Genomic DNA, 12652 nt, shown 5'->3' with positions numbered 1-12652 from the left:
ATATGGCTCGCCGAGCGCAACGCGGACATTCGACCGCGATGTCAATCGTCGCAGCCTACGTGGGATCTGATAAGTATCGCGGAAGAACGGCGGGCGCGGCGCTTGCCGTAGTTGCGCCACCGAAAACGTTCAAGAGGTTTTATCGCGACTGCGGAGCCGCACATTGTATAGAGGCTCAGTGTGAAGACTCGGCCGCTCTTCTAAACAATATGTCTGATCCATCTATAAACGTTTCTAACCGGTCAAGTCGCCCATCAGGACCTGTCAGAAAGTTGACCGACCAGCGTCCCACAATCGGGTCAAACCTCGAATCGAAGCGATCATAGTGGAAATGCATGAGTGGAAGTCGCCAATGTCGAAAGCGAAACTGAAGCTCATCGCCATCCAGCTCAATGACGATGTCTCCGTAGGCATCGTGCTGAAACCGACCAACATAGTCGCCCAGCTGATGCGACGTATGAGTGGCATTGACTCGCCCCTCATTCGCGGACTCGATCGTTTGTTCAATCCTCATCGATTCCGCACCTATGGCTTCGGAAAGCCGATCCGCCCATGGCGATGTTGGCAAATCAAGAAGCTGCTCGAACACGCCGTAGCTGATCGCCTGCTCCAACCCACGACAATGGTCACCTAGTACTAGAACGCAAACGCCTACCTTGTGCCGTGGAAGATACGATACCTCGGAGCAGTAGCCTTCTTTGGCACCAGAATGGCTAACCATCAGATGACCATGAAACCCAACCAAATACCTCCCTAGACCTTCCGTCGCTCCGGACAGCGCCCAAGACGTTCGATGGTTTAAGGATCGAAATTTATGGGCAAATGCCGGCTGTAACGTGGCGTCAAGTACCGCCTCAGGAATTATTGAGTTTCCTTCAAACTGACCTCCATTCATTATTGCGCTCAGCCAATGCGACATCTCTTCAATGTTGGAGATTAGCCCCCCGCAGGCGAAGCTGTCGAATAAGTCGTGCGTAACCCGTAGCAGGCGCCCGGACGTCTGGTCCTTTGCATAAGGAATGGCGAAATTTGAACTTCCCAGCATTTCGTTGTAAGAAAAAGTCGAGGCGTGCATGGAGCGGCTCTAGCAACTTCTTGCGAACAAAATCGGAATATTCCATGCCGCTTAGAAGCTCAATTACGTAACCAACCGCTTCATATAGGATGTTGTTGTAGTTGAAGATTGTTCTCATCGGGGCAATCGCTTTTAAGTATCTAACTTTCTCAAAAAGCGCTTTTGAAGACAGCCCGGACCTGTGCCGAATCATATCGGCTGCTTCAAGTCCAGTGCGATGCGAAAGCATGTCGCGAAGAGTAACGGCCGCGTCGAGCTCCCTACTACTGAACCGCAACTGTGGAACAAAGTCACGGATAGGATCGTCGTAAGTCAGCTGACCCTGTTCCACCAAAAGTCCAGCAGCGATGGATGTAAAAAGCTTCGTGTTGGATGCAATTGGTACAAGCGTACTCCGTGTCATCGGAAGATGAGACTCGCAGTCGCGAAGACCGTACTCAGTGGAAAATACCAAGCGATCGTCGCGGACAATTCCTACTGCAACGCCCACCGCTTCAAAATCAGCCGAAACACGCTGGACATATTGTTCAATGTTGGAGAACAGATCTTCTTTCATATTGCCTTTACGCGTTATGGGCTGAAATTCCGCGACTTTTTGCAAAATCGCTTTGCCTATCGTGCTCTTTGGCGCCCGTCGGCTTTTTGTGACAGGCTCTGCCGCCGAAGGTCCGCTTCTGTCCGAACTTAGGCACGTGTCACCGGCGAAACGACCTGCCACCATACATCAGCCTTCAGCGCTGGTGACCGCACGTGGCGCCAGGCTCTCTTGGCGCCGACTCCAAGACAGCATGAGTTAAAATTAGCTTCTTAACCAGCAATCCACCAATTCGCTTTCTGAAAACCGATCTCGCGTCACAATTTTTGCGTGCCGAGCAACGCTCCAAGCACTTTTTCAATCGCTTGAATCAAAGCAGGCCGGAACATCCGGTCTGTTATAAAACCTGATATGGAGATACCCGGGTCAGGCGCGTAATAGACGGCGGTCCCCCAGAAACCAAGGTGGGAGAATACTTCGTGACCGTCTATAGCGCCAGCAGAAACTCCTCCCCGGTAACCTTCGGAACCCTCGTGAGGACCAGCCCGAAGCATCTCGCACAAAGCTCGCGGCGATTCGAATATGCCACCTTCAAACAGGTTTTGCATAAACGTTGCCAGATCACGTGCAGACATCATCAAGCCGCCCCCGCCGTACAAGTCCATCGTGGCGTGGAGTTGGGTGACATCAATCCCATCCATAAATTGCCGCGCAGCTCGGTTGGCTTTCAATGGCCGGGCCTCAACCATTTCCCACCATGTCGAGTCCATATGACGGTCGTGGAAGCCCATCTCGCGTCGAACAACTTGAGCAAGCGGTTCTCCCGTAACTTGCTCAATAATGTCGCCCAGAAGAATGTAGCCGGTATCCGAGTATAGGTACTGAGCGCCCGCTTTACCTTGCGGGGGTGGCCTCGCGACAGCAAGGCGGACCTGCTCTTCACGCGTCCACTGGTGCTCAGGATTTGCAAGGACGGTCTTGATGTAATCATCGTCGGCATGGTCGCAAAGCCCAGCGCTGTGATTTAAAAGATGAAAGACTGTGATCGATTCTGTATCGTAACCTCGAGTGGTCAATAGGGTATTCAAGAGCGGCGTACATAACGAATGAATGGGCGCATCGAGTTCGATCCTCTTTTGCTCCCATAGTCGATATACAGTGGCCGCAACAAGTGTCTTGGTGTTGCTGGCAATTCGGAAGGGCGTGTCGCAGGTTAAAGGCTCTGCGAGACCTAGGTCTGCCCAGCCCGACGCTGCGCCCCACGGCCGAGCAACGGCCTTTCCCGTAACGAAAAATGCAGTATCCGCCCCGGTTGCCGCGAAAACCGACGCTATTTTTCAGGACTCAATGCCGCTCCCGTTCGGTATGTTAATTCGCGGTGGTCTTTTCGTACAGCGACCAGACATAGCCACCGGGACCGGGTTCTTGCCACAGTCCTACCCGGATAAAACCAAGCGACTCATACTAGGCGCATAGCTTTTCGTTGTGAGCCGGACAGTCGAGCCGGACATAGCGCCGGTTCAAGCCCCGCACGTTGCTGGCGCAGCAGTCAAGCATGAACCCGCCGAGTCCACGCCCGTGGAAGCCTTTGCGCACACCCAGCCCGTGCACATAAGCTGCGATCGGCTTCTGCGGCCCCCAGCGCTGATCATCGTCCAGATCGAGCGAAAACGTGCCTGCCGGAGTGCCGTCCAGCTCAACGATGTACACTTCTTTTTGAGCGACGGTGCTTCGCATCCATTGCTCGGAAACACCGTCTCCTTCCTTGCCCCACGCGTAGTCTCGGTGCGCTATCTTCCATGTGTGTGCATCATTGCGGATCTGTGTTAGCACCGAGACATCTTCTGCCGTTGCCCGGCGGATGCTCCTCAAGTCCATCGCTCATATCTCCGTTGAACATTCTTTGTGAATGAAATACGAAAGACTGACGCAAATTCGCCTCGGATTGTCACCGATTCGGGTACAGATGTCGAATGACTGCAATTGGCCGGTCTCTGCCTGACGGCGAATGGCGCTACCCGACCCACAAGGGACACTTGCTCATTTCTAAACCGGTCACTCCGATGTCAAATGCGAGATTCGACGCAAGTGCATGTTGCGTTCTTTTAGTTCTAACGGCCTGCACAACACTCTTAATCTCGATACGGTGAGTTCAGGACCCTTATTGTGCTAATCGAGTAATCTCAGCTGAATTTGCTTATAAAACCGAGAAGAAGAGGTGGATTTAGGCAGCATGAAAAGCTGCCCATCTTGTCGGTCGGCAGGATAACCGTCAGAGGCGCAGTGATATCCAAGTGACTCTCAGCATCGTGATTCGCGAATTGCACTACTTTTTACAAAAAATACCGCCGAACTTGTGATTGAACCGGTTAACAGCGCAAAAAAACGTAAAGTTTTTGAGTAACCTGTCGTTATGCAAAACTAGGCAATTCTCCTTGACGATAACCATGAAGACACGACTCATCGTAGCTGCCCTGCTGGTTGTAGGGTAAGCGTCTCGTGAGGGCCCTTCAGATTTTCGTAGACGAGCGGATCAGTTTGATGCCGGTGGGAACGAGGGCAGAAGTCTGGCGATGTTCCAAGGCAGTAGTTCGTCGATGACGTTGATTTTGTGGTCTGCGATGCGGGTCAGCACGTAGTCAAGATAAGCACGTGGATTGATGCCATTGAGCTTGCACGAGCCGAGCAATGAATACATCGCCGCGGCCCGTTCTCCTCCACTGTCGGAGCCGGCGAACATGTAGTTGCGCCTGCCGAGCGCCACACAACGCAATGCATTTTCCGCAAGTACATTGCTGATTTCTGCCTGTCCATCGTCGCAGAACAACGTGAGCGCATCCCAGCGGTTCAAAGAGTAGTTCATCGCTTCGACCAGCGGTGCTTTCGCCCAAAGCGTGGCAAGTTTTTCTCGCATCAACTTTTCGAGAGTCACGAGCAGCGGCTTGCTCTTTTCCTGGCGCACGCGCAATCGTTCATCTGCAGGCTTGCCGCGGATCTGAGCCTCAATACCGTATAGCTCGCCGATCCTGTCAAGCAATTGCGTGGTGGTTTCCGACGGCGTTTTCTCATGGACGTCAAAGACATACCGCCGAGCATGATCCCAACAAGCGGCCGGATGGATTTTCCCATCGAGGTACAGATCAGCATAGCCCGCATACGCGTCCGCCTGAAGGATGCCCTCAAATTTAGCAAGATGAGTTTGTGGGTGGATGCCTTTGCGGTCCGGTGAGTAAGCGAACCAGACGGCGGCCGGTTCTATGGAAGCCGAACGGCGGTCATCGCGAACGTAGACCCAGAGCCGACCCGTGCGGGTTTTCTTGTTGCCCGGCGCGAGCACCGGGATCGGTGTGTCATCCGCGTGGATCTTGGTGGCCGCCATAACATAGGCGCGCAGCGCTTCGGTCAGCGGCCTGCAGAGTTCTTCGCACTGTCCAACCCAGCGCGCTGTGGTGGCGCGATCAAGGCGTACGCCTTCGCGCGCAGCGATCCCCGTTTGGCGATACAAGGGAATGTGGTCGGCGTACTTCGAGACCAGGATGTCAGCGAGCAAGCTCGGATGCGCCATGCTGCGCTCGATCGGCAGCCCCGGCATCGGCGGCTGTTCGATGTGACCGCAACTGGGGCAGGCCATCTTGCGTCGAATCGTGCGGATTACCTTAAACATAGCGGTGACGCGCGCCAACTGCTCGGACACGTCTTCGCCAAGCGCGCGCATGGCGCTGCCGCACTTGGGGCATGTCGGATCGGGTTCGAGCACGCGATCTTCGCGTGGCAGATGGGGTGGCAGAGCTTCCTTGGGCGCCTGCACGGAGATGCCCGAACTTGGAGATCGCGCGCGCGCCCGGCGAACGTCGGCGGCGCCTTGCCCAGTTGCCAGATCCTCTAGCTGTGTCTCGAGTTGATCCAACTGCCGATCCAACTGCTCGGATTTACGGCCGAAGTGCATCCGTTTGAGCTTGTCGATCTGAACCTTCAGGCGTTCAATCTCGCGATCCCGATCGGCAATTGATGCGAGGGCCTCGCTTAGCAAGGCTTGCAGGGTGACAACATCATCGGGGAGATCGGCGTCGCTCGGCATACGCCGCAGTTTACGAGTATCCCGTGCGGTTTACAACCGCTACGCCATCAATAATGCCGCTGTGCGACGAGGCTGGCGCCAATCGATCCCTTCGAGGACCATGGATAGCTGGGCGCTCGTCAAATGGATCTTGCCGCCATCAGCCTGTGGCCAGATGAAACGGCCATTTGTGAGGCGCTTCGCGAGCAGCCAGACCCCGTCATCAGTCGCCCATAGAATCTTGATCAAATCGCCACGGCGCCCACGAAAGATGAACACGTCGCCGCTCAGCGGATTCTCACCGAGCGCTGTCTGCACCTTGGCAGCTAACCCCGGGAATCCAGAGCGCATGTCGGTGATACCTGCTGCAATCCACACTCGCGTACCCGCCGGCAGGCCGATCACGATCTCAGACTCGCCAGCACAGCTCGAAGCGTCTCGACATCAACCGCGCCATCCACTTTGACCATTGCACGGCCAATTCGTACTTCGATCGTGCCGCCCGGTGATGTCGCCTTCGCCTTATCCGGTTCGATCAACGCCTCCGGCGCAACCACGCTCGCTACGTCTGTCACCACGCTCACGGGAATAAGCCCGCTAACCTTGCCCTGCTGTTTAACTCTATGTTCTCGTCGCCATCTGAACAGCAGATTAGCGTTCAACCCGTTCTCACGAGCAAGACTTGAAACCGACACACCGGGCTCACAGGCCGCATCGACCATTCGGCGCCGAAACTCCGGACTATGATTCGGGCAGCCCTTACGACTGCCCGAGTGCGATTTTTCTAATGTCAAAGTAGTTCCCACCATTCAAGTAGTGGGAACCACTTTGGCGTCTCATGGTAGCAAGATCAAGTGCGGCCCTCGCGCGACGCTTACGTTGTAGGCTTACTTTCTGGCTGTTTGGCGACGGTCCCAAACGTTGACTCTCAACGCTCGGTCAGTGTCCAGACGCGGATACAGGTGGCAAATAGTATTCAGCATCCGAAGATTGAAGCCGACGGTGTTTTAGTTAGCCCGTGGATCCGCGCTGCAATGATGTCGGCGTTTGCAATGCGGGCTGAACACCTCGGTCTTCGTATTGATCCGAATGGCGTGCCTGTTACGATCCATATTACGAGCGTACGTTCACGTTCAGATGGTGCGCGGATGGCGTTCAATTTTTTCGATGGTGCCGATTACGTTTCGGGAACCGTCAATGTTGGTGACGCAACTTTCAATGTCGGCGAGAATACATGGCTGTACTGGGCACCAACGGGTTTTCGGAGTATCCGAGAGGTTGCAGAGGCGGTTGGAAAGCAAGTTGCAAACGGTGTCGCGCTCGTTGCCGGTGAGCCAATAGAAGATTAGGTCTTTGCGTCACGCGACCGTTTCATGTCGAAAACGTCTCCGCTTTTTAGCATTCAAATAGTAGCTCGCGATATGCGGCCCCGTTTGGACTTGACAATCCGTACAGTACCTCAAAGCATAACCCGTCGTTACGGCACGCCTCCGCGAACCCCGAATTCGGAGGAAATCGATCTGGTCTCGGTGATGACGAGGAAACTTTCGCTTGACGGAAGCACGTGCTTGCCGTCAAGCAATTGTATTCGTACCCTTCGTCCCCAACAGGTTGTAATATCTGCCCGATGGGAACTTTTGTTTCGCCAGGAAGCTCAAGTCTTACGGATTCTTCTAACTAGTAACAACGATGCTGAAGTACATCGCGCAGCTAGGTTAGCCCCTGACAATTTCTGGTCTCACAAGTAACCGATAGTTGACGATGCTGCACGTCATGCCAAGCGTCCGCAACTGGAAGGCAATGGCCCTTCTCCTCGTTTTCGCTGGGGTGATGTGAAGGGTTATCGCCTTGTGGCGGTATCGAAGAGCTTCTCCCAGCCGACATCTTCAATATCTAGAAGCATTGCGATAGAGGCACGGACTTCGTTCATACGCCTCTCGACATCCAGGTGCGACGAAAACTCGCGCGCACCCAATTGCATTGTCTGAACCTCAATAACTCCGGATAAATCGTCAGGACCAAGTTCTAAGAATGCCTTTCCGCCTGACCATCGGGAGCGGACCCAACGGACTGCCTCGATGCTGATAAGGGTGGCCGAACTCGTGCATCAACAATCCATCTTTCGGTTTTCATTGATCGAGGAGTGCCAGAGAAGACACATACTTCCCTCGATAAAAGACCCAGCAAGCCCAACACGCCATAGAGGGCTGCGGCGATTGTTGTGCCAGTGCCGGACAAGATTTGATGCCGTCGTAACTCAGCAATAAGCAAAAACCCCAGCAGAAACAGGCAAACCTTCGACATCATCGTTCCTGTTGTGCGTTCCACAGTAACCAACTTCTATTCCATCTCTCGTATGAGTTATCAAGGGCTGGTATTTTCAGCAAGCGTTTAGTTGCAGTCAGATTGTCGACGATCCTCATCGTACAGTCGAGCGACCGCTCGTGGCCGAACCCAGTCTAGCGCGACGCGGCAAGCTAGACCACTTGTTTGCACATATGCTCCTCGTCATAGAAACGATCTCCGACCTTCATGGCGCGAGGCTCTAAGCCAAACGACTGAAAGCCGTGCGACGTATAAAGCCTCTTTGCGGGCAGATTCTCCGCATTGACAGAAAGCATCAGTTGGACAGCGTCCCACTGTTCGGCCGCGTGCGCTGTCGCTGCCGACAAAAGCGTTTGTGCGATTTTTCGTCCACGGTATGACGGGTTGACAAACACGCCCCAGATTGTCGCTTTGTGATTCACCTGACGCAGCGGTTCACGACGCACGCCCGTGATACCGATCAGCACCTTGCTCTCAAACGCTCCGAACACCGCCTGTGTCGGCGTCGAACGAATGCGAGCGGCAACCTCCTCAATCGAACGTGCTAGTTCCTCCTCGCGGGTAGGCCATATGGCGGTGGGGGCGTTATCGACGGCAAGAAGACGCAATGCTTTGAATTGCTCTGCATCGTCGGAATCTAATAGGCGGACAGTGACCATACGATATGAGATGAACCAAAGAGCGCTCACCGTACTCGATATCAACCACGCCGCGCAAGTTTAGACGGTCAGGCGTGTCGCCATCCCGCATAAGTCAAGTTGTCGACGATACAAGCGAGGAGGACGACAGGCTGCTGTTAGCCGGGCTGTGCCTATCGTCAGTCGCTGGCACATGGCCACTAACAGCCCCACGGTACACCTCCAGGCCAACCTCGCTACGAAGAGTTCGCGGCGTTGGGCCACCGGTAAGCAAGGATACGACCTTTGGAATACGCGAGCTCCCTCACTTCACCGCGCTGATTTCCGCCAAGCAGATATATGTGGTTCTCGTCGTGCCGGAGATAGAAACCTACATGCCCTTTCCAACTGAGCGGGTCATCTCGGGTGAGAACAACGAGGCAACCGTACGCAGGGCTGGTAATAGAGATGCCCCAGTTCAACCACGAGCGCGCTACAGCCGACCCGGTACCGACAAACCCCGCCTGAAATAGACACCAATTGATGAACGATGAGCACCAAGAGATCTTGTCATCGTACCCAAGGAGGTTCGTGTAACTGTTGTATTCAACGATACGTGGATTGCATTTTCCTACCGGAAACCGCTTCGTCCCCATCTCTCCAATGGCGATCGGCATCCAGGTCGGTGTCACTGGTCGAGCGGTACTCATTCTGCTGTTCCTGATAGCGGTAAAGGTCTGAGGCTACCGCGTCTTCTTCGACAGGACCATAAAGAGCTTGGGCCTGCTGCGTTACTACGGCCCAGTAACGATCGCCGTATGACCAATGCCACCACTCCGATGGATAGTTCACGAAGCCCGCTATCTCCATCGCCTTCGCCAAAATCCTACGGTTCGCTTTCGCTGTTTGCGGGATAAAAGTGCACGCGGTGTAGCAAGCGCCGGACGATTCCGTATCCATGGCATTCAAGACGCTGCCCATCTCTACGTGACCCCCACCGATTTGTTGCAGCGTAAGATCAACGGCCGCACCGGTAGGGTGGCCAGCGACATCAGGTGGCGCAACATAGCGGCTCGCAATGTCCAATACCTCATCGTCACTAATCCCAGGATAGGAGCCGCGCACCTTGGCAACATAACGTTGGAAAGATGCTCGTTGCTGTGAGAGTGGACGATAAGCTTCGGTAATTAGTAACTGAAGTCCATTTGGGAGCGCCTGATTAGCAACAAGCAACCGCTTGGCGACTGTCTTTCGAGCGTAAAGAAAGAATTCACTTCGACTTGAAATTAAGGTGCGGTTGAGATCGACCGAAATTTTGTCGGAAAACACTGCGAGATCAACGAATGACTCGCCATTCTCGGCGACCTCAATATTCCGGATGCGTGTATCAGCCAAAGTAAGCATCCGTGTGTTCCAGTGTCCATGTGCACATATTGTCAGCAATTTAGGCGCGATTGTCGAATGACCGATTCTGGCCGCTTTAAGACGGCCTTATTGATGCACTACGGCATAACTACACGCGAATCCGCTCGATTTCGTCGAGGGTAATGTTGTCGTGACGCCGGTCATAGAGCTGGGTGGTACGGGTCGACGCGTGGTTTGCCATCGCCGCTGCGTTCTCCAGCGTGCCGCCGTTTTTCAGATAGGCGGTGATGCCCGTCGCGCGAAACGTGTGGTTGCCAATCTTCGTGTTGATGCCGACCGTAAGCGCTCTGCGCGTCACCATCGCATACGCATTCGCCTGGGGCAGGGCAGTGGTGCTCAGGCGCCCAGTCCCGCGCTGGATCGTGCGAAACAGCGGCCCCTTACCCTCGGCGCCAATCCCGGTGCCGTCGATGTACGCATCCAGATACGCTTCAAGCGTGTGGTGACAAGGCATCTCGTGCTGCTTGCCGCCTTTCTCGCGCAAGCGCACCCATAACCGTTTGTTCTGCGTGTACACGTCGTCCACGCGCATCGCGAGCGCTGCACCCACCCGTGCGAACGAAAACACCATCAGCCCAATCAACGCCCGATCCCTGAGGCCAATGGGTGTGCTGACATCGATGCTATCAAGCAGCTGCCGGGCTTCGCTCGCATCGAGCACAGGGGTCTTGCCCTTGCGAGCTGTATGAGTCGGCCCACGCACGGACGCCGCAGGGTTATGCGGCACGACCTGGCCAGTGACGAGCCAGTCAAACAGGTGGCGGATTGCCGCCAGGTGCTGCTTGACGGTCGGCGCCGACAGCATCTGCGTCTGCAGTTCAATCCAGGCCGCCACGTGCAGCGGCTGCACGTCAGTGATCGAGCTCACGCCGGTCTGCGCGCACCAGGCGAAAAACTCGCCCACCGCATGCGCATAGGCTCGCCGTGTATTTGGGTTGCGAATGTTGGAGGCGAAGAATTCTAGAAAGCGCACACCGGCGCGTTCGCCGGCGCGGGTCATCAGCGCCGGCAGCGGCGCGGACGAGCGGACAAGGAGCGCCTCAGTCATGCTGATCCCTGGTTACAAGGTTTTTTGGAACGCGGCGAATTGCTCGATGAGCCTTTGCATATCGGCGGCTGAATTGGCTTTGATTTGGACGTGCGCACCAATGAGTTCAATTTGCCGGCCGGCTCGCCCGCGGATCCACGCGGCCAGCGCAGCCCCGAGGATCTCGAGCGCGCCCGGGCTCACGGGCACATTAAATTCCACCACGGCCTGCACGTGCGCGTTGTCCATCGACAAGCGGGGACGTACAAGTTGGCCGCCCTGCGCGCACAAAATGCCCAAGAATTGCTGGAGCTCGCGGCTATATTGACTCTCGGGTCCGCCAAAAGGATCGTCTTCAACGGACGAACGCATGACGAACTGAACTGCATCAGGTTTCATCAGCTGGTCCTTCTAAAAATCCACTTATTTGGTCTGCGTTACGCATGCCAACGATCCGGAAGCCACGCTCAATGCAGCGTGCGCGTGCCGCGATCAGTGTCACGAACAGTGGCCTGCAGAAGAATGTTGGCGCGACATTCGGCCTTGATCGCATCCGCCGCTTCCTCGACGAGCCGGTTGCCGCGAAAGCGCGCGACCTTGGCATCGATAGTGTCGTCGATGTGCCGGATGGCGGCATCGACACTGGCCGGGTCGTCCGGATCGAATCCGGCAGTGATGACTTCATCCTCCAGCGCCTTAAGTCCTTCGGCGGCTTCTTCGAGGATGCGCGTCATCTCGTCTGACAGGGTGGCCATGGGCAGCTCCGCTATATGTGATAAGAGACATTATCATATATAGATGGAGCGGTAAGGCTTCAACAAAACCTTGGCAGGCACGTGCGGTGCTGCAAACGTGCGCAAGGAGTCTCCCATGCACTTATCGTCGAACAAATCACGCGCTGGTCCTTGGACCCAACGCCGCATTAAGCTTGGCAAGGGCACCTTGCGCGTTCTGGTTGTCGACGACAATCAAAACGCCGCTGAAGCGCTCGCGACCTACCTGGCGTTTGAGAAGATCGACTGTCAGACGGCGTTCGGAGGCGCACAGGCAATTTCGGTAGGCGTCGCATGGAGTCCGCATGTGATCCTCATGGATATCTCCATGCCCGACTGCAACGGCTTCCAGGCCGCGCTCGCTTTGCGGCAGGATGCTCGCACCCGTGAAATTACGATCATTGCCTTTACCGCGTTGGATGAAGCGGAAGTGCTTCGCCATCTGACTGACCATGAATTTGACGGCTATTTCCAGAAAGGTCAGTCGCCGACTCATCTGCTCGCGCTGATCTCGAACTTCGCCACTTAGTAAGCTAGGTACATCCATCGATGAAATTTTTGTCGCACCACATTTCGGCGAAATTGCGGGCATAGCCGACCGCTTTTAACTCAGTCGCAAACGCTGGGGAACAACTCGTCTCGTGCAAGGTTTCCGGTTCTCGGCTCGATGACACTCGCGAAATCGCCGCGCGACCAACGAAGTTTGTGCCGATCTGTTCGACAATGCATTCGATATTGAAGTCTCGGTAGACGAACTGCATACGCCTCCTTCGTGTAACCTCAGCATGCAGGTCCGGTTTTCGGGGATGGTGAGTTAG

The 12652-nt window shown here is 55.2% G+C and carries 16 protein-coding genes; 3 read left to right on the top strand and 13 right to left on the bottom strand.

Going from position 1 to position 12652, the window contains the following annotated elements; translation table 11 throughout:
• Positions 1-175: 175 nt before the first annotated feature.
• Positions 176-445: a DUF3471 domain-containing protein gene (locus AXG89_RS44820; RefSeq protein ID WP_442861761.1), complete on the bottom strand. Its 270-nt coding sequence runs from the start codon at positions 443-445 to the stop codon at positions 176-178.
• On the opposite strand from AXG89_RS44820, the gene AXG89_RS43300 reads away from it, so the two are divergent.
• Positions 353-634: a hypothetical protein gene (locus tag AXG89_RS43300; RefSeq protein ID WP_062173725.1), complete on the top strand. Its 282-nt coding sequence runs from the start codon at positions 353-355 to the stop codon at positions 632-634. The two genes, AXG89_RS44820 and AXG89_RS43300, sit on opposite strands and share 93 nt — an antisense overlap.
• Positions 635-923: 289 nt before the next feature.
• On the opposite strand, the gene AXG89_RS43295 is transcribed toward AXG89_RS43300, so the two are convergent.
• The 6 genes from AXG89_RS43295 to tnpA all read right to left on the bottom strand — a co-directional run bounded on the left by AXG89_RS43295 (position 924) and on the right by tnpA (position 6476).
• Positions 924-1631, bottom strand: a complete 708-nt coding sequence (locus AXG89_RS43295) for a serine hydrolase domain-containing protein (RefSeq protein ID WP_062173724.1) — start codon at positions 1629-1631, stop codon at positions 924-926.
• Between the two features lie 296 nt (positions 1632-1927).
• Positions 1928-2944 (bottom strand): serine hydrolase domain-containing protein, encoded by a 1017-nt coding sequence (locus AXG89_RS25625; protein ID WP_062173722.1) that lies wholly within the window; start codon positions 2942-2944, stop codon positions 1928-1930.
• A 130-nt stretch (positions 2945-3074) separates the two neighbouring features.
• Positions 3075-3488 (bottom strand): GNAT family N-acetyltransferase, encoded by a 414-nt coding sequence (locus AXG89_RS25620; protein WP_236873504.1) that lies wholly within the window; start codon positions 3486-3488, stop codon positions 3075-3077.
• 655 nt (positions 3489-4143) lie between these two features.
• Entirely contained in the window at positions 4144-5688 is a 1545-nt protein-coding gene (tnpC, locus tag AXG89_RS25615; RefSeq protein ID WP_062173720.1) for an IS66 family transposase, read from the bottom strand.
• A gap of 39 nt (positions 5689-5727) precedes the next feature.
• Positions 5728-6072 carry an IS66 family insertion sequence element accessory protein TnpB gene (tnpB, locus tag AXG89_RS25610; protein WP_062173719.1) on the bottom strand — a complete coding sequence of 115 codons (345 nt, stop codon included), beginning with the start codon at positions 6070-6072 and terminating at the stop codon, positions 5728-5730.
• Positions 6069-6476: an IS66-like element accessory protein TnpA gene (gene tnpA, locus AXG89_RS44200; RefSeq protein ID WP_119024704.1), complete on the bottom strand. Its 408-nt coding sequence runs from the start codon at positions 6474-6476 to the stop codon at positions 6069-6071. Before tnpA ends, tnpB begins: the two co-directional genes overlap by 4 nt.
• Positions 6477-6629: 153 nt before the next feature.
• On the opposite strand from tnpA, the gene AXG89_RS25600 reads away from it, so the two are divergent.
• On the top strand, positions 6630-7016 hold the full coding sequence (locus AXG89_RS25600) for a hypothetical protein (protein WP_162916129.1): 387 nt from the start codon (positions 6630-6632) through the stop codon (positions 7014-7016).
• A 1128-nt stretch (positions 7017-8144) separates the two neighbouring features.
• Here the strand turns inward: AXG89_RS25600 and AXG89_RS25595 are convergent.
• The 6 genes from AXG89_RS25595 to AXG89_RS25570 form a co-directional block, all read right to left on the bottom strand.
• A complete protein-coding gene (locus AXG89_RS25595; protein WP_062173715.1) occupies positions 8145-8651 on the bottom strand; it encodes a GNAT family N-acetyltransferase in 507 nt (168 codons plus the stop codon).
• Between the two features lie 215 nt (positions 8652-8866).
• Entirely contained in the window at positions 8867-9265 is a 399-nt protein-coding gene (locus AXG89_RS25590) for a TIGR02594 family protein (RefSeq protein ID WP_335671971.1), read from the bottom strand.
• The gene (locus AXG89_RS25585) at positions 9216-10013 is read right to left on the bottom strand and encodes a M15 family metallopeptidase (RefSeq protein ID WP_069638444.1); all 798 of its coding nucleotides are present in this window, start codon (positions 10011-10013) and stop codon (positions 9216-9218) included. The genes AXG89_RS25590 and AXG89_RS25585 overlap by 50 nt, the downstream gene beginning before the upstream one ends.
• A 109-nt stretch (positions 10014-10122) precedes the next feature.
• A complete protein-coding gene (locus tag AXG89_RS25580; protein ID WP_062173713.1) occupies positions 10123-11082 on the bottom strand; it encodes a tyrosine-type recombinase/integrase in 960 nt (319 codons plus the stop codon).
• Positions 11083-11094: 12 nt separating this feature from the next.
• Positions 11095-11460: a hypothetical protein gene (locus tag AXG89_RS25575; RefSeq protein WP_062173711.1), complete on the bottom strand. Its 366-nt coding sequence runs from the start codon at positions 11458-11460 to the stop codon at positions 11095-11097.
• Between the two features lie 68 nt (positions 11461-11528).
• Positions 11529-11816 (bottom strand): hypothetical protein, encoded by a 288-nt coding sequence (locus tag AXG89_RS25570; protein ID WP_062173709.1) that lies wholly within the window; start codon positions 11814-11816, stop codon positions 11529-11531.
• Between the two features lie 115 nt (positions 11817-11931).
• On the opposite strand from AXG89_RS25570, the gene AXG89_RS25565 reads away from it, so the two are divergent.
• Positions 11932-12363: a response regulator gene (locus AXG89_RS25565; RefSeq protein WP_062173707.1), complete on the top strand. Its 432-nt coding sequence runs from the start codon at positions 11932-11934 to the stop codon at positions 12361-12363.
• Positions 12364-12652: the final 289 nt, after the last annotated feature.

It is taken from the genome of Burkholderia sp. PAMC 26561 (assembly GCF_001557535.2).
GTDB lineage: Bacteria > Pseudomonadota > Gammaproteobacteria > Burkholderiales > Burkholderiaceae > Caballeronia.
This window is presented reverse-complemented; position numbering and strand designations above follow the sequence as displayed.